This window comes from Brevibacillus fluminis (assembly GCF_003710825.1).
In the GTDB taxonomy this organism is placed as follows: Bacteria; Bacillota; Bacilli; order Brevibacillales; family Brevibacillaceae; genus Brevibacillus_D; species Brevibacillus_D fluminis.
The window spans coordinates 278600-295693 of the sequence record NZ_RHHQ01000017.1 but is presented as its reverse complement, the minus strand read 5'-3'; the positions used below and the strand labels follow the sequence as shown (position 1 = coordinate 295693).

The 17094-nt window shown below is 50.8% G+C and carries 19 protein-coding genes; 3 read left to right on the top strand and 16 right to left on the bottom strand.

The window, feature by feature from the left end; all coding sequences use genetic code 11:
* Positions 1-402 precede the first annotated feature (402 nt).
* The 3 genes from EDM56_RS21565 to EDM56_RS21555 all read right to left on the bottom strand — a co-directional run bounded on the left by EDM56_RS21565 (position 403) and on the right by EDM56_RS21555 (position 2784).
* Entirely contained in the window at positions 403-822 is a 420-nt protein-coding gene (locus EDM56_RS21565; RefSeq protein WP_122919979.1) for a VOC family protein, read from the bottom strand.
* Positions 823-1237: 415 nt separating this feature from the next.
* On the bottom strand, positions 1238-1783 hold the full coding sequence (locus EDM56_RS21560) for a PadR family transcriptional regulator (RefSeq protein ID WP_122919978.1): 546 nt from the start codon (positions 1781-1783) through the stop codon (positions 1238-1240).
* Between the two features lie 92 nt (positions 1784-1875).
* Positions 1876-2784 carry an aldo/keto reductase gene (locus tag EDM56_RS21555; protein ID WP_122919977.1) on the bottom strand — a complete coding sequence of 303 codons (909 nt, stop codon included), beginning with the start codon at positions 2782-2784 and terminating at the stop codon, positions 1876-1878.
* 185 nt (positions 2785-2969) lie between these two features.
* On the opposite strand from EDM56_RS21555, the gene EDM56_RS21550 reads away from it, so the two are divergent.
* Positions 2970-3407, top strand: a complete 438-nt coding sequence (locus EDM56_RS21550) for an SRPBCC family protein (protein ID WP_246009478.1) — start codon at positions 2970-2972, stop codon at positions 3405-3407.
* A gap of 113 nt (positions 3408-3520) precedes the next feature.
* On the opposite strand, the gene lpdA is transcribed toward EDM56_RS21550, so the two are convergent.
* The 4 genes from lpdA to pdhA are packed head-to-tail and all read right to left on the bottom strand — an operon-like array spanning position 3521 to position 8389.
* Complete coding sequence (gene lpdA / locus EDM56_RS21545) at positions 3521-4948, bottom strand: dihydrolipoyl dehydrogenase (RefSeq protein ID WP_122919976.1); 1428 nt, start codon at positions 4946-4948, stop codon at positions 3521-3523.
* Positions 4949-6322 carry a dihydrolipoamide acetyltransferase family protein gene (locus EDM56_RS21540; RefSeq protein ID WP_122919975.1) on the bottom strand — a complete coding sequence of 458 codons (1374 nt, stop codon included), beginning with the start codon at positions 6320-6322 and terminating at the stop codon, positions 4949-4951.
* Between the two features lie 19 nt (positions 6323-6341).
* Positions 6342-7325 carry an alpha-ketoacid dehydrogenase subunit beta gene (locus tag EDM56_RS21535; protein ID WP_122919974.1) on the bottom strand — a complete coding sequence of 328 codons (984 nt, stop codon included), beginning with the start codon at positions 7323-7325 and terminating at the stop codon, positions 6342-6344.
* Positions 7322-8389: a pyruvate dehydrogenase (acetyl-transferring) E1 component subunit alpha gene (gene pdhA / locus EDM56_RS21530; protein ID WP_122919973.1), complete on the bottom strand. Its 1068-nt coding sequence runs from the start codon at positions 8387-8389 to the stop codon at positions 7322-7324. Before pdhA ends, EDM56_RS21535 begins: the two co-directional genes overlap by 4 nt.
* 390 nt (positions 8390-8779) lie before the next feature.
* Between pdhA and EDM56_RS21525 the strand changes: the two genes are divergently transcribed.
* Entirely contained in the window at positions 8780-10189 is a 1410-nt protein-coding gene (locus EDM56_RS21525; protein WP_122919972.1) for a sigma-54 interaction domain-containing protein, read from the top strand.
* Between the two features lie 124 nt (positions 10190-10313).
* Here EDM56_RS21525 and EDM56_RS21520 read toward each other — a convergent pair whose 3' ends face one another.
* Positions 10314-10742, bottom strand: a complete 429-nt coding sequence (locus tag EDM56_RS21520; protein WP_122919971.1) for an SgcJ/EcaC family oxidoreductase — start codon at positions 10740-10742, stop codon at positions 10314-10316.
* A 153-nt stretch (positions 10743-10895) separates the two neighbouring features.
* On the opposite strand from EDM56_RS21520, the gene EDM56_RS21515 reads away from it, so the two are divergent.
* Positions 10896-11390, top strand: coding sequence for a MarR family transcriptional regulator (locus EDM56_RS21515; protein WP_122919970.1), 495 nt, complete (start codon positions 10896-10898; stop codon positions 11388-11390).
* Between the two features lie 95 nt (positions 11391-11485).
* Here EDM56_RS21515 and EDM56_RS21510 read toward each other — a convergent pair whose 3' ends face one another.
* The 8 genes from EDM56_RS21510 to EDM56_RS21480 all read right to left on the bottom strand — a co-directional run bounded on the left by EDM56_RS21510 (position 11486) and on the right by EDM56_RS21480 (position 17036).
* Positions 11486-12016, bottom strand: a complete 531-nt coding sequence (locus EDM56_RS21510; protein WP_122919969.1) for a DUF7130 family rubredoxin-like protein — start codon at positions 12014-12016, stop codon at positions 11486-11488.
* The gene (locus tag EDM56_RS21505) at positions 12013-14058 is read right to left on the bottom strand and encodes an aconitate hydratase (RefSeq protein WP_122919968.1); all 2046 of its coding nucleotides are present in this window, start codon (positions 14056-14058) and stop codon (positions 12013-12015) included. The genes EDM56_RS21510 and EDM56_RS21505 overlap by 4 nt, the downstream gene beginning before the upstream one ends.
* Before the next feature lie 174 nt (positions 14059-14232).
* Positions 14233-14904: a bacillithiol biosynthesis deacetylase BshB2 gene (gene bshB2 / locus EDM56_RS21500; protein WP_122919967.1), complete on the bottom strand. Its 672-nt coding sequence runs from the start codon at positions 14902-14904 to the stop codon at positions 14233-14235.
* On the bottom strand, positions 14901-15269 hold the full coding sequence (locus EDM56_RS21495) for a YojF family protein (RefSeq protein WP_122919966.1): 369 nt from the start codon (positions 15267-15269) through the stop codon (positions 14901-14903). Before EDM56_RS21495 ends, bshB2 begins: the two co-directional genes overlap by 4 nt.
* Before the next feature lie 128 nt (positions 15270-15397).
* A complete protein-coding gene (locus EDM56_RS31580) occupies positions 15398-15556 on the bottom strand; it encodes a hypothetical protein (protein ID WP_183192545.1) in 159 nt (52 codons plus the stop codon).
* A 91-nt stretch (positions 15557-15647) separates the two neighbouring features.
* Positions 15648-15962, bottom strand: coding sequence for a thioredoxin (trxA, locus tag EDM56_RS21490; protein WP_122919965.1), 315 nt, complete (start codon positions 15960-15962; stop codon positions 15648-15650).
* A 55-nt stretch (positions 15963-16017) separates the two neighbouring features.
* Positions 16018-16413: an IDEAL domain-containing protein gene (locus tag EDM56_RS21485; RefSeq protein ID WP_122919964.1), complete on the bottom strand. Its 396-nt coding sequence runs from the start codon at positions 16411-16413 to the stop codon at positions 16018-16020.
* A gap of 194 nt (positions 16414-16607) precedes the next feature.
* Positions 16608-17036 carry an Rrf2 family transcriptional regulator gene (locus EDM56_RS21480; RefSeq protein ID WP_122919963.1) on the bottom strand — a complete coding sequence of 143 codons (429 nt, stop codon included), beginning with the start codon at positions 17034-17036 and terminating at the stop codon, positions 16608-16610.
* Positions 17037-17094: the final 58 nt, after the last annotated feature.

Here is a 17094-nt window from a genome sequence, read left to right as displayed (position 1 = left end):
GGCCCAATGTAGCATGTAGGATTTAATGATAATGCAGTAAAACCCACATTATACAAAGAGGTCATAATATGCCCCAATTATTTCAAGGGTTACTGCATTTTCTTCTATAAAGGTTCTTTACTTCGACAAAATGGTCTATTTTTCCTACTATAAGGTTCTTAAATAAAAAATAAAAATTGCCTGGTCATGGCAAGTTTGGTTTGAATATTGGGGTAAGGGTGCAGTGCCATTAAATGGAGTACCCCAAATCTATAATAGAAGTCCAGGTATATAAATTAGCCGGCTCCATGCCTATGACTGTGGCTTATCTTCCTAGACCCGCGAACAACCGCTGACGAGCTGAATCATGTGAAAAAGGCAGCCGTGACCTCTGTCACTGACTGCCTCTTTTCCGTTCCATTTCTATTCCTGGTTAACCGCGCTCTCATTCATATACAGCACTTCCCATAAGTGTCCGTCGAGATCCTGGAAGCTCCAGGTGTACATGAAATCCCCATGCGATACCGGATCATTGAACGGCTTACCGCCTGCCGCAAGCGCTTTTGACACAAGCTCGTCGACTTGCTCCTTGCTCTCGGCGGACAAAGCTACGATCACTTCCGTACCGGTTGTCGTATCGATGATATCTTTTTTGGTAAACGTCTTGAAAAACTCATCAACGAGCAGCATGGCGTAAATATTTTCGCCGATGATCATGCAGGCGGCATTTTGATCCGTGAATTGCGGATTGAACTCAAAGCCGACTTTTGCAAAAAACTCCATCGTTGCGTTTAAATCTTTTACAGGTAGGTTGACGAAAATTTGTTTTGCTGTTGCTCCCATTCACAATCACCTCATCGAAATATTGAACTCTTCCAGTTGCTACCTACTTTATCATAGAACGGGGCAGATCGTTTCTTACCGATTGCGGTCTTGGCGGCTTGATGTTGGAAGAAAGAATTGACAACGGACAAGCAGGGACGATACTTTCCCCTTTTTAGATTGGCTGATAGAAGGTAGAAAAACCTATGTTGTGGGAGTGAGTTGAGGCAGGAATAAGAGAAGCGGAGATTTTGGAACTTCCGATTGTAGATATAGAACTAATGTTATTTCATTGGTTGTTTTTTATCTGTACATCACATTTGGGGACTTTCGTTCAATTTCAGCATATTATACAAGAGAAAAGCAGCTTCATCGACAGGATGGCAGTTCAATGCTCCCCCTGTCGGATCCGCTGCTCCCTTATTCGTGCGGCTGATTACTGCTGCTGTTTTGCCATCAACCGTTCGCACCACTTGATATAAAGCCGCTCGTATTCGACTCCGAATTCTACCACCGAGATGCTCGATGCGATTGGATCTTGCTCATTGCCATGCGTTCGCATCGTTTCGAGCTCGGCTATTTTTTCGAGATAAGCGGCCAGCCTTTCTTCGTGCTGTTTCTTGATCCCTTCGAGCTGTTCGTACATTTTTTCTGGCGCGACCAACCAAGAGTTGTACGCTTTGAGCAAAAAATTATCGCGGATATGCTCGACTTCCCCAGGTTCCATCGTCCATTCGATGATCACTTGGCGGCCGCTTTCCGTTATTTCGTATACTTTCCGCGCTGGGCGGTATGTAAGCTGCTCGACGCCTTGTAGCCTAATAAGCCCTTCTTCCTCCATTTTCGCCAATTCCGGATAAACCTGGTTGCTGCCAGCTTTCCAAAACGGTCCCAGCCGATTGTTCATCTGCTGCTTGATATCGTACCCGCTGAGTGGCTCACGCGCCAATAACGACAACAGCGCATAACGAATTGAGCTCATGACAACAACTCCTCTTTTTAACGAACAAAAATAACATAGGTTCATTTTACTATAGTATCAGCACGTCCGTTTGGCAACTGCTGTTTTAACGCTTAGCTGCGGTGTTGAACATATCGACTCACTTTGCTGATGGTGCGAATCCACTCGATTTCTTCCTCTTTCAGTTTTACGTTTCCTGCTGCTGCGTTCGCCAAAAGCTGCTCCGGTCTGCTTGATCCGGGAATAACCGACGCTACAGCAGGGTGTGCGAGTGCATAGCGGAGCGCGATTTGTGATAAGGAACGGCTGTCATCTGCAAGTCCCTCCAGCTTTTCCAGCATGTCGATGAGCTCGTCACGGCTGTAATCGAGATACCCTTCTTGCGCCTTTTCCCGAAAGCGCTCGCTGATCAGCCCACTTGCTACTGGTCCGCGAACGATCGCGTTGATACCGTGCTGCTCCAAAAGCGGCAACACTTCTTCCTCCGGTCGTCGATCTAGTATGCTGTACTGCGTCATCAAACTGACGATATGGGAGCGATTCACATACTCACGAATCACATTGGGGCGAATCGAAGAGATGCCGTAGTAGCGGATGATACCTTCGCGTTTTAGCTCTTCAAAAGCCTCGATCGTCTCGTCGATATTGTCTTCCAATGTGCCGCCATGCAGCTGATACAGATCGATGTAATCGGTTTGCAAGCGCTGCAGGCTCCCTTTTACCGCTTCCTTGATGTAGGCTTTGGTCGGGTCCCAAACCCAGCCCTCTTTTCCTGGAATTCTCCTGTTGCCAACTTTTGTCGCCACCACGAGCTTGTCCCTTCTGCCCTTGATCGCTTTGCCCAGCAGCACTTCGTTTTGCCCATAATCATACAGGTCGGACGTATCAAAAAAATTGATACCGAGATCCATCGCTTCATGCAAAAGCGAGATCGCTTTTGGCTCATCCGTCCCGATTGACATGCATCCGAAGCCAATTTCGCTAACCAACAGCTCGGATGTTCCCAGTTTGTTGTACTTCATTGTGATCTCCTCCATTCCCAACGCTCACATTCGTCATTGTCTCTCATTGTACCATCTATCCAATCTTTTTTTGAAAATGACTTCTGCCCGTTGCGACTCATAACACCACGATTCTTGATGCAGCTCTCTCTTTGTGATTAACTGGTAGAAAGAAGAGTTCGCCAAATAGAACGGGGGTTGAAGTCGTGGGTCTTTCCTTACGCACGAAAATGAAAATAGCGAAACCTGCAACCGATGTATTCGAAGCGTTCGTAAACCCTGAGAACATGGCGCATTATTGGTTTACATCCGGCTCAGGCAGATGGGAACAAGGCAAGACAATCACATTGCGCTATGAAGAATACAACGCGCAGCTGGATATTACCATCTTGGAAATCGAAGAAAATAAAAAGATCGTGTACCAGTGGGGCGGCGCAGGAGAACAAACCGTTGTAACAATTGCATTTGATGAGGCGGCTGATGCGACGACGATCGTCGATGTGAGCGAGGACGGTTGGAAAGAGAATGATCCAGCTTTGCTAGACAAATTGCTTGGGAATAAAGAAGGCTGGGTTTATGTATTGACCTGTTTGAAAGGATTTCTGGAATACGGCGTCTCTCTGCGCGGCGCATTGGTGAAATAAATTGTGATTTTTAACGAAAAAAAAAACGTGGCAGTCCAGAACATTGATTGGAAGTTCTGAACTGCCACGTTTTCATTGATAAAACCCAGACTGCTTTCTCTGACCAATCACATTTATTTTTTAGAGACGACATGAATTGCATGTCCGAGTGCATGTGCCGCTGCCTCTACCCAAATTTCACTGAGTGTCGGGTGTGGATGCATCGTCAACGCGACATCCTCGACGCGCGCAGCCAATTCTAGCGCAAGCGCGCCTTCCCCGATCAAATTCGAAGCATCTGCGCCGACGACATGCATCCCGAGCAACAAGTGGCTGTCGGCATCAACGATCACTTCAGCAAAGCCATCCGGCTCTAGTGTCGCAAGAGCTCTGCCGTTTGCCCGATATGGGAAGGAAGCTGCCTTAACCTGATATCCCTGTGCTTCTGCCTCGGCGCGAGTCAAACCGACTCCTGCCACTTGCGGTTCAGTGAAGATCACGTATGGGACGAGCGGCGAGTCGACGGCGCTTGGCAAGCCGCTGATCGCTTCTGCCGCGATGATCCCCTGCTTTGTCGCACGATGGGCTAGTGCCGGGCCCGGTGTCACGTCGCCGATTGCATAAATGTGCGGCTGATTGGTCCGGCAGTGTTCATCCACCGGTATGTACCCACGCAAGTCAGTCGCAACCTGGGCCTGCTCCAAACCGATGCTTGCGGTGTTTGGAATGCGCCCGATGGTAACGAGCGCTTTGTCAGCGTGGATTCGTTCCTCACCGTCTGCCTCGGAAAAGACAGTCATCTCCACCTTCTGATCGACGACTTCTACCGCTTGCACTTTCGTTGCCGTTTTCACCGTGATGCCGAGCTTTTTCGCTTGTTTTACCACTTCTGCGGCCAGATGAGGTGCTACCTGCGGCAAGATTCGCTCAGCCGCTTCGACGATTGTAATTTTGCTTCCCAGTTTGGCGAGTGCCATCCCGAGCTCCATTCCAATGTAGCCGCCACCGATTATGGCAAGGCTTGCAGGTACTTCTTCGAGTTTGAGCACATCTGTGGAGTCGAGCACATGCGTGCCGTCGACCTCCACAAATCCGGGGATCAGTGGACGCGAGCCTGTCGCGATAATCGCCTGCCCAAATTTGTAAACTTCAAAGTCACCGCCCGTTTCCACACCAACACGATTTCCCGCCATAAAAGCTGCCTCGCCATAGACGACCGTTACGCCGTTGGCTTGGCAAAGCTGCGAGACACCTTTCGTCAACTGACCGACCACCGAGCCCTTCCAATCCTGCCACCCTTGCAAATCGAACTGTGCTTCCCCTGCCGGCAAGCGGATGCCGAGTTTGGCTAGGCTCTGAAGCTTATGAAATTCACCCGCTGCATGGATCAGCGCCTTGGAAGGGATGCACCCGCGGTTGAGGCAGACGCCGCCAAGCTTTGCTTTTTCAACCAAAACGACAGAATGCCCCAACTGGCCGAGGCGAATGGCAGCAGCATATCCACCCGGTCCACCGCCGATGACGATCACATCTGTTTCGACTGCAACTTCTCCGACTACCATCTATACCATCACCGCCATCAATAGATTCGGCTCTTCCAGCAGTTCCTTGATCCGGTTGGTGAACCGCACTGCCGTCACGCCGTCAATGAGCCGATGATCAAACGACAGGGACGTGTTCATCATCTGCCGGATCACGCCGGCATCATCCCGTACGACCCATCTTTTCTCCAGCTTGTGCAAAGCAAGAATCGCGACCTCGGGGTGATTGATGATCGGCGTCGCTTGAAGCCCGCCAATCGGGCCAACGTTGCTGATCGTGAAGGTTCCGTCTGTCATGTGCTCGCGCTTGAGCTTTCCATCCCGTGCCAGCGCAGCCAACTGGACAATTTCCTCAGCCAGCTGAAAAATCGTTTTGCGGTCTGCATCTTTGATCACCGGAACGACCAAGCCCTCAGTTGTATCGACAGCGATCCCGATGTTGTAATATTGCTTCAAAATGATTTCGTTCGTCTCATCATCGATCGAAGCGTTGAATGTTGGGAATTCCTTTAATGCGATTACCAACGCTTTGATAAAAAACGGCAGATAAGTGAGCTTGATGTTGCGCTTGGCTGCGTGAGGCTTCAAGCTTTCGCGAAACGCGATCAAGCGATCAAGCTCAAGCTCGTCAACTGAGGTGACGTGCGGAATGATGGTAACGGATTTGACCATATGTTCCGCAATTTTTTTCCGCATGCCGCGCAATGGAAGTCGCTCTTGACGGAGAATCGCTTCTCGATTCGGCAGTAATTCGCGATGCTGCTGCGCTGTCGGTTGCTCCACAACAGGTTGATTCCGATCAGCTTGAGCTGCACGAGCCTCTTCATCTGCGACGATTCCGCTTGCATTGCTTTCAGCCACTCCAATTGTTTCGTTTTTGCCTGCAACCGTTGCTACCGATTTTCCTTCGGCATACAACCGAACATCCTCTTCTGTCACCCGACCGCTTGCTCCGGTCCCGCGCACTTGTTCGATGTCAACCGCAAGCTCGCGAGCCAGCTGCCGTACATATGGTGTCGCAAGCGCCCTGCGAAAGCCAGGAACGGTAGACATGAAAGGTGCCGTTCCCTGCTGCTTCCCTGTTTCTAATGCTTTTGTACCGATCTCCGTTATATTCGAATCCTGCTCTTTTGTTTGCTGCTTTGCCTCCGCTGACGATTCTCCTGTATCGATTAACAATAGCGTGTTTCCGACCTCGATTGTCGCCCCTTCCGCGAAAAAAATCTCGCGCACGACACCGGAAACGGGAGCCGTCAGTTCGGCCGTCACTTTATCGGTCTGCACTTCGAAAATCGGCTGGTCCTGCGTCACTGGCTCGCCTGTTTTGACCAGCACGCGCAAAATCTCGCCCTCATGCATGCCTTCTCCCACATCAGTAAATTTAAACTCAACCATTCCGCCCGTTCCTCCTGTCCTAGAACATCATCGTCTCTACGATCCCTTGCTTGACCCGCCCGCTTGTTGGTAAATAGTCGTCCTCGATGGAAAACTGCGGCACGGGTACATCGAACCCAGCGATTCGTTTGACAGGGGCGCGCAAGTAGATCAGCGCTTCCTCGTTGATGATCGAGACGATTTCTGCTCCCAAACCAGCCGTTTTATGTGCTTCGTGAACAACGAGCGCACGACCCGTTTTTTTCACCGACTGGACGATCGTGTCGCGGTCCAGCGGATAGAGCGTCCGCAGGTCGACCACTTCGCACGTCCAGCCACGTTCCCGTTCGATTTGCTTCGCCGCGTCCTCGGCTACCCGCAGCATCGCTCCCCACGCAAAAATGGAAAGGTCACTGCCTTCCTTCACCACCTGCGCAACTCCGAGCGGAACACGATAGCGCTCTTCTGGCACCTCTTCCTTGAACGCGCGGTACATCTTGGTTGGTTCCAAAAATAGCACGGGGTCTGGATCTTCGATCGCGGAAATGAGCAGCCCTTTTGCATCATACGGAGTAGCAGGCACCACAACCTTTAATCCCGGCACCTGTGCAAACATCGCTTCCACGCTCTCGGAGTGCAGCTCAGGCCCGCGGATGCCTGCTCCATAAGGCGCACGAATGACCATCGGCACATGATACTGCCCCCGAGTGCGGTAGCGCATCCGTGCAGCATGGGAGACAATTTGTTCGAAACCGGGATAAATGAACGCGAGAAACTGAATTTCCACAATCGGCAGCATGCCGTTTAGCGCCAAACCGATCGCAGAGCCGATGATGCCTGCCTCCGCTAATGGCGTGTCGACGACGCGGGATGGACCGAATTTTTCCAATAGCCCTTCTGACGCTCGAAAAACCCCGCCATTGACGCCGATGTCCTCGCCAAGCAGCATGACACGCGAGTCGTCGGCAAGCTTTTGTTCCATCGCTTCCGTAATCGCCTGGATGATGGTCAGCTTTCTGCTCATGCCGGCACCTCTTTCTTTTGTTCAGGTTCCTGCAGGTCTTGCTCCTGCTCTTTCACCATCCAGGTTGGCTCAGCATAGACATGCTTGAACATATCGGCCGGCGTTGATTTCGGATAGCTTTCCGCTTCGACCAATGCGGCGTCGATCCGCTCCGTCACCTGCTTTTGCAGCGCAGCTTCCTTCACGTCGTCCCACAAACCGTTTTGTTCCATATATCGTTTCAAGCGAGAGATTGGATCTCGCTGCGTTCTCCACTCATCGGCCAAAGTATCTTGGTCGCGGTATTTTTTCGGATCGTCCGCTGTTGTGTGAGCGCCGTAGCGATGGGTGACAGCCTCGATCAAGGTAGGGCCCTCGCCGCGCAATCCACGCTCCATCGCCGCTTTCACGGTCAGCCACACAGCGAAAACGTCATTGCCATCGATTCGTACGCCCGGGATGTCATAGGCGGCTGCACGCTGCGCGATCGTTTCCGAGGAAGACTGCTGGGAAAACGGCACGCTGATCGCGAAGCCATTGTTTTGGCAAAGAAAAATCGTCGGGGTTTTGAATACGCCGGCGAAATTTAGCGCTTCATGGAAGTCTCCCTCCGAGCTGGCCCCGTCGCCAAAGAATGCGAGACTCACATGCTGCTCCTGCTTCAGCTTGCTTGCCCAAGCAGTACCTACTGCGTGAACCATCTGCGTCGCGATTGGCACGCAAGGCGGCATGATGTGTTTCCCCTCCGGGCTGATACTGCCCTCCATGTGGCCCATCCAATACAAAAAGACGCGTGAAAGCGATTGTCCATGAACAATTGCCGCCGCATGATCGCGGTAGGTAGGGAAAAGCCAATCGCCTGGTGTGAGCGCGATCGCGCTTCCGACCTGTGACGCCTCTTGCCCTTCGAAAGGCGCGTACGTCCCCATTCTTCCTTGACGTTGCAAAAGAATCGATTTACGGTCAAAGGCACGTACCAGCACCATTTGTTCGTACATGCTTACAATCGTTTTTTCATCCAGACCCCCTTCGATGTTTTCCAAAAGCTCTCCTGCCGGCGTCAACACTTGATACAGTGCTGTCATTCGGATCCCCCGCTTTCATCTGAATCATACCCATTTCAAATGTTCTTGCAATCGTTTACAATAAAGAGCAAGTAGCGTGCCAAACGTTTTTTCGTGACAGCGTGCAGAAAACGTCAGGAGAACGATGAAACAACCACTCGAATTGCATATGCAATTTTGCGCATCGATGATTAATTCTGACTATTCGGTGAAGGGTATGTTACCGATGAGTTTTCCTAACACAGTTCGAAATCTGAAACGATTTCGATCCAGTATAAGGGCAACTACGGCTCCGCAAAAGCAGTTTTCGATCCAGTATAAGGGCAACTACGGCTCCGATAAAACTTCGTCGCCGAGTTTTCCTACTATCTTATTACAGCAGCCAGTTATCGGCGAAAAGGAGGGGCGGTTTTGTTTAAGACCAAATACTTTCAGACCAATGATCACAACGAGCTGGTGCGTCTGATCACCACCATTTTCAATACATCCCACGACGGCCTCGCGATCTGCGACCGCAACGGACACATTCTCCTCTACAATGAAGCGTATCTGCACCTCACCGGCATCGAGGCTGCCGTGCTCGACACGTACAGCTTCATCGAACAGCTGGAGAAAAAGCTGGTCGCCGATTCCTCTGCCGTTAAGGCGATCCAATCAAAAAAAACGTACAGTGTCGCAATCGACTACGGCAGCGGGCGCAAGACGATCAACACGGCCACCCCCGTTCTCGATCAAAACCAAGAAATCTTATTCGTTGTCGGAAATGTACGCGACATCACCGAACTCAACCAGCTGCAAAAAGAGCTGGAGGACACAAAAGAAATCAATTCCCAGTTCCAGAAGGCGCTTGAGCAAATCCAAAATAGCGGCGAGTCGGATGCACAGCTCGTCTATCGGAGCAGCGCTATGCACCGCATCGTCGGCTTGGCGGAACGATTCGCGAAAAACGATTCGCCGCTCCTGCTTCTTGGCGAGTCAGGTGTCGGCAAAGATGTGCTGGCCCATTACGTTCATCAGCATAGCGGGCGCAGCGGTGATTTTGTCAAAATCAACTGTGGTGCGATTCCCGATCACTTACTGGAATCTGAGCTGTTCGGCTATGAAAAAGGAGCATTCACCGGCGCGAACCAGTCGAAGGAAGGTCTCATCGAGCTTGCGCATGAAGGGACGATTTTTTTGGATGAAATCGGGGATTTACCCTATCCACTGCAGGTCAAGCTGCTGAACGTTTTGCAGGACGGCAAAATCCGCCGATTGGGGGGGAAGGAATCGCGGCGCGTCGATATGCGGATTATCGCTGCGACCAATTGCGATTTAGAGGAAATGGTCGCACAAAAGAGGTTCCGCCAAGACCTGTACTACAGGCTCAACGTCTTGTCGATTACAATACCAGCCTTGCGGGAGCGGCATGAAGACATTCCGGCGCTAATTTTTACCTTTCTCAAAAAGCTGGAACAAAAATACCAGGTGGAAAACCGTGTGGATGGCGAAGCGCTGGAATGCTTGGTCACCTATTCGTGGCCAGGAAACATTCGCGAGCTGAAAAACGTCATCGAGCGCGCTTATCATACGTGTGACAACGGCAAAATTTTAGTTGAGGATTTGCCTGCATCGATGCGAACAGAAAAACCGGCCCCGACCACTTATGTCTTGGCTCAACCACATGATGAGCTCTCGTTAAAAGATGCGGTTCATCGGTTCGAGCAGGACTATATCAGCGGCATGCTGGCAAAAACTTCGACGATGCAGGAATGTGCCGACAAGCTGGGTGTGAATATTTCTACACTGGTGCGCAAAAAGCGGAGTTTGAAAATTAAGTAACGAGGAAACGGCAATCTTCTTTGGCAAAAGAAAACGCACAGCCTGATCGCACATTGGTTGCTCGCAGGTGTGCGTTTTTTTGTTGGGATCGTGTGCTAAGGCGCGTCGGGCTTTTGTTCCTGTGTTACCCTCTTCCGCCTGGGGGTTGTTGGATGCGGCAATTATGGAAAGCAGTAATTTTCCATACGCCGTCTCGTTTGACAACCACATTGGTATTGATTGAACCGCGGTCGCCTGAGTCCGACTCCGTATTCGGTAGCTTCGCTTCACCCAGCGCATGAACAATCGCGACTTCCGGTGTGACAAAACGGGGACGGAAATCGGACATCGCGCTAGATTCCAGAATCGATCCCTTGAGCGGCCCATTAAACAGCCACTGGTGCACCTCTGCGATTTGCGATCGCCCCTTCAAATGCTGCCCCATGAATGTGACATAATCCGCGTCATCTGTAAAGCATGCGCCAAAACCATCTCCATCCCCTTGATTCCACGCATCGCATAATACTGCAAACAAGTCGTGCATCGCTCTTACTTCTTGTTCTTGATTTTTCATTGGAACCGCTCCTTTCGCTCATTCAATGAATTGTAGTGCATGTTTGGTTGTGGTAAACTTTGCAATAAAAATAGCTTAGATGATATTATATATTAATCGTGTAATTATCTTGATTTATCGAGATATTATTCATTTTACACCGGAGGTTTTGTCATGTCAACGAATGAATCTGGCTTTTTTGCGCCTGATCTTTCTCCAGCTCACTGGGAATTGCTTCAAGAGCTACGGCGCAATAGTGCGAGAGCTGTTATGTTTCATCAAAAAATTTCTGAAAAGCTCGGTTTGAACGCTACCGATCACAAGTGCCTTGATTTTCTGAATCAGGAAGGTTCCGCAACCGCGGGAAGGTTGGCGGAACTCACCGGATTAACGACAGGAGCCGTCACGAGCGTGATCGATCGGTTGGAACAGGCCGGATATGTGGTGCGGGACAAAGATCCCAATGACCGTAGACGCGTACTGGTCAAACCGGTCGAGGGTGGCGCACAACACATCTCCCCTTTATTCCAATCTGTCTTTCAGGCAACGGTCCAGCTCTTATCTGCCTACAGCGAACAAGAAATTCACTTGATCCTGGACTTCATCAAACGATCAAACGAGCTGACTCTCAATGAGATGGCAATATTGGAACAACAGCATGATAGCTGAGCGAATGATATTGAAAATCAAAACAGCGACTCCATTTGATACGGCAAGGTGAGTCGCTGTCTTCTTTGGTGAAATTGGTAGTCCGATGTAATAAGCTAGTCCTCGGTATAAAGCGCAAACTCTTGTGCATCTGCACCACAATGCGGGCAGTCGCCAGGCAACCCCTCATTGCGCGTCATCAGCGCGCCGCAATCCAGGCAACGGTAGGTGAGATGCATGGAATAGGTCCGCACTTCCAGCCGATTGCGCGGATAGCCGCTCTGGACTTTCGCCTCGTCCACCGCCCAGTGGACATTGGGCACGATTCCTTTAAACAACCCCGCATCATCCACGACCACGATCGTCCGATGGGCGTTTGCGGAGGCGTCGTGATCGAGGTTTTCCAACGGGAACGCAGGATTGCACACGATCGCGTCCGCACAGCATAAATCGATCACCTTGCCCTCCCTCTGTTGAGCGTTGTCGATGATGGTGTCTTTACGGACCGTTCCGCAGTAGCGCCCACTGTGATCCACTAAAGGGAGCACATCGAGGTCGGATTGCGAAGCTCTCAAAATTGCATCAGCGACGGTGGCATTCGGATCAAGGATAACCGGGCATTCAAGCATCACTTCAGCTGCAATCATACGGAAACCTCCTCTTTTTTCGGGCGGCCGGGACGGAATTGCCCGTTTGACGAGACCATGGTGGAGGTCGCCAAGTGCAAGGCCGCATCCTCAATGGATTGTGATCCGTTTGAAACGCCGTTTTTCACGTGGTTCAAGAGCCCGCCGGAGAAAATGATGTCACGCTGACGAGGAGAAACCTCGCATGATACGGTAAGCGCCTTCCCCGCTTTCGTTTCTATTTGGATGGTCGATCCCTTTTCCAATTGCGTTCGCACATCCTTAATGATCAGCTCGTCATCAGGATTCAAGCTGTCATAATCCCCTTCATTGGAAAAGATCAGCGGAAGGATGCCAAAATTGATCAGATTGGCCCGATGAATGCGGGCAAACGATTTGGCGATGATCGCCTTAACGCCAAGATACATCGGGGCGAGCGCGGCATGCTCCCGGCTGGAGCCCTGACCGTAGTTGGAGCCTGCGATGATGATTCCGCCGCCGTTTGCTTTGGCTCGTGCAGGGAATTGCGGATCGATGCGGACGAATACGAATTCGCTAATCGCCGGAATGTTGGAGCGCAGTGGCAAAATTTTGGACCCGGCCGGCATGATATGGTCAGTCGTGATATTGTCCCCGACCTTAAGCAGCACCTTGCCTGCGATCTCTTCTTCCAACGGACCGCGCTGCGGAAGAGGCTTGATGTTGGGACCCCGCACCACCTCAATCGATTCAGGGTTTTCTGCCGGCGGCAGGATCATGCCTTCATCGTCCACATTGTAGCGTTCCGGCTCTTTTTGCGCGACATATTCGCCGAAATCGCGCGGGTCTGTTAGAACGCCGGTTAACGCCGATACGGCTGCTGTCTCAGGGCTGCACAAGTACACCTTTGCGTCCGGCGTTCCCGAGCGTCCTTCAAAATTCCGGTTGAAGCTGCGCAGGCTGATTCCGCCCGAACGCGGAGCCTGGCCCATCCCGATGCATGGGCCGCATGCCGCTTCCAAAATACGTGCCCCTGCCGATATGATGTCCGCCAAAATGCCATCCCGGGCAATGGTTGCAAAAACTTGCCGGGAACCAGGCGTTAGCGTCATGGATACATTTGGCGCAACTCGCTTTCCTTTCAAAACATGGCCAGCAATCGCCAAATCATGAAAAGACGAATTCGTGCACGAACCGATGCACACTTGGTCCAGCTTCAGTCCGGCAAGCGATCGTACCGTCGTTACATTGTCCGGCATATGCGGCTGTGCAATCATTGGCTCCAATGTGGAAAGATCGATCTCAATCAGCTCATCATAGGTCGCATCTGCGTCCGGCAGCAGCTCTCGCCAAGCGTTTTCCCGCCCTTGTTTTTTCAGGAACGCTTGCGTGATCCCGTCGCTTGGGAAAACAGACGTCGTGGCCCCCAGCTCTGCCCCCATGTTGCAAATGGTCGCGCGCTCAGGAACGGTCAAATCGTTAATCCCGTCTCCGTGGTATTCAAAAATGTTGCCCACGCCGCCTTTCACCGAAAGCCGCCGCAGCATTTCCAAAATGACATCTTTAGCAGCAACCCACGGCTGGCGTTTTCCTGTCAGCTTGACACCTACGATCTTGGGCATCGGCATCCCGAACGGTCCACCTGCCATCGCGACAGCGACGTCCAGCCCGCCTGCGCCGATTGCCAGCATGCCAGCACCACCGCTCGTCGGAGTATGTGAATCGGAGCCAAGCAATATATAACCCGGCTCAGAAAATCGCTCCAAATGGACCTGATGGCAGATTCCGTTGCCCGGTCGAGAAAAGTAGACCCCATGTTTTTGTGCGAACGTCTGCAAAAACACATGATCGTCCATATTTTCATACCCCGTCTGCAGCGTGTTATGGTCTACATAACTGACGGAAACGCGGGTTTTCACCTGTCCGATTCCCATCGCCTCAAACTGCAGGTACGCCATCGTACCGGTCGCGTCTTGCGTCAGCGTATGATCAATCTTGACAAGAATCTCCTCGCCAGGCTTCATGGTTTCAGTGGCTGACATCAGATGCTCACGTAAAATCTTCATGGTCAGGCTCTCGCCCATAGGGAAATGCCCCCTCTTTGACTAAGGATTGGAAATAAAGCCTGTTTTACATTGCCCCAATCCACTCGCCGTCATGCGGGTAAATACAGGTGAACTTGTAGCTAAACAAAAAACGACCTTCGCTTTCCAGTAACGGATGATTGTTCCGTTCTTGGAAGGCGAAGGCCGTTTTTTTCAGGCCTGATCTGGCCATTTATACGTATAAAAGCGCTCTTGCGTAAGCCAGTGGCGCATCGGCGATTTCGGTGAGGCAAGCTCATTTTTTATGTTTTCCAGCATTTTTGCCGTCTGCGTAAAGTGAGCTTTGATTGCTTGCATCTTTTCGTTAGCGACACTGCTGATGTCAACCAGCTGGTCAGGCTCACCCAGTACTTCCAGATGGTTGTGGGAAAATGCGTGGCAATAGAGAACTGGCCGCTCTGCCAGCGGAAAACGCATCATTGCCTCAATGGTTGCTTCCGCCATCGCTTCATGGTCCGGATGCACGCAATGTCCAGGGTAGTACGTATAGACAACCGTTGGGTGGGTCTCCAGCATTGTTTGGTAAATCCGCTCGACAAGTGCCGCTCTGTCCTCGAACTCAACCATTTTGTCATGATACCCCATCATTCGGAGGTCAGAAATGCCGAGCATGCGGCATGCTTCCTGCAATTCACGCTTGCGGATTTGCGGAAGCGTCTCCCGGTTGGCAGTGATCGGACTGCCCATTTGACGACCCATTTCGCCGAGCGTGCCGCACAAATAGGTGATCGGCGTTCCGGCTTTTGCATGAAGAATCAGACTGCCTCCCAAACCGAACGTTTCATCATCCGGATGCGGAAAAACGACAAGTACTTGGGGTTTCATTGCACTTCCCCCTTCCCATGCGAAAATGGTGTAGCACTCAGCTGGAATGCTACAGAAAGACGGCCTTCGTGATCATGGCCGGCGAGCAGCAGCTGTGTTTGCTCCCCCGCTTCCCAATCCGTCAACCCTTCTGCATAGACCCAGCCGTGCGCTAGCTTCAAACCGACACGATACGGCCCCTCGCCGGCAATCGAGCCGCGTTCGAACCGGATCGGCACATTCCGCACGAAAGCCCCGACCGAAATCGAGCGTTCGCCACGCAGGACTGCATATGAGCCATCCGTTGTTTCGATATGAAGAAACACTTCGCAATTGGCAAAGCTTTCGATAATCGTTTGAACTTTATCTTTCTGGATCGGCTCCATAGACCCTTCCTCCTGACCGTTAGACCGTTTCTTTCATTGTAGCGCGTCCGTTTTGGAAAAAACAGAGAGTTGAACACTTCGCCCCTCTGTGGCACTACGCTATTGCACACCCTGCCGTTTGCATGGCATTAGCCTGCTTGTCTTGTGCCGTTTCTGCGCCCGTCTTGCAGATTAATGATGATCGTGCGCATATGAGCATGCCCGCATTTCGGGCAGATATCCTGTGTAGGCGCCATGGTCATGCAACGGTCGCAAACATAGCGATGAAATGTATTGGCTTTATGCATGTGTTTCCCTCCTTTCCTATCGATGTATGCAAGATGGAAAAAAACCGTACCGGACTGTACGATTGTGGTACAGTCCAGTACGGAGCATCTCTTAGATATGCTGGTTAATCAAGTTGAGCAGATTCGCTTTTGGCTGGTAGCCGACGAAAGTTTCAATTACTTGCCCATCCCGGAACAGCATTAACGTAGGGATACTCATGACACCGTATTGTTGCGTAACATTCGGATTATGGTCGACGTTCAGTTTACGGATTTTGAGCATGTCACCGATTTCTCCATCGATTTCCTCGAGTACAGGAGCGATCATTTTGCAAGGTCCGCACCAAGGCGCCCAAAAATCAACCAGAACCGTTCCATTCGCGATCTCGTCTTGAAACGTATTGTCATTCACTTCAGCAATTGCCATGTTTGTTTCCTCCCATTATCGTATTCGGGTTTTTCTTATCTATGCCAAGCCTTCTTTATGAGGGCATATCCGATGGACGCAGCCGATTTCTGGTCCGCAGCGTAGCGCTTCGTTTCTTCTCTATATCTGCCGATCTTTGCCTTACGATGGTCAGGTCGGCGTACAGATCGCGAAACCACGCCTCATCACGCGTCATCAGCGCCAGATCGATGGCATCGAGAATTTGTTCCTCCGTCTCGATCACGGTCGCCGAATACTTTTCGACACTATGCGTGTACAACTCGATCGACCGTCCTACCGAATCTTCAAGATCACTGTCGACCACATACACTTTGGCAATCCCTTGCATCAAATCAACCGATTCGATAAAGCCATGCAACAATTCACCGCTTTTCGCCTTTGCCTTGACCCAATCACCCACGCTAAGCTGTAAATGGTTTTGCATCGTCATCACGTTTCACCCCTAATTTTAAATGTTATGATTAAAATTACAGTTTGACTGTTAAAAAAAGCGTCTGTTTTCCTTTCGCCCGATTTCCTACATTCTTCGATTTGTAATTAATAATATTACAGTAAGGGTAAAAATGTGGCTGCGTCACAGATGATGACGGAGCCTTTGCTTCGTTTTTCTCAGGTAGAGCGATGTCAGTTACTCCCCTTGCACCCTTTGATCTTTTCGAGTACCGAGCTGATCGTAATTTGATTAAGATAATTCTCAAAGTAGATTTCAGCTTCAGTGAAGATGTGATCCATCACACCTTGAATGTTTGATGACACCAGGCACTCCTGGTCAGGATCTCCAGTACACCAGTGCGGTTTTAACGTACCGCAGGAAACACAGCGATAGAGCTGGGACAATGTTACTTCCTCCGGATTGCAATTGAGGATATAACCGCCCCCAATGCCTTCCTTCGTTTTGACAAAACCGCTTTTGCGCAAGCAGCTCATGATCTTGCGGATTCGCGCCGGATGGGTAGAAACGTTTTTGGCAATTAGCTCACTGCTCGCCATCTTATCAGGCAAATACGCCAGAAACACCAAACTGTGCACGGCGATTGTAAATTCACTGTTCACGGAACCAACTTCCTCCTCAAGAAGGATACTGTAATCATATCGGATACAGTTCATTTCG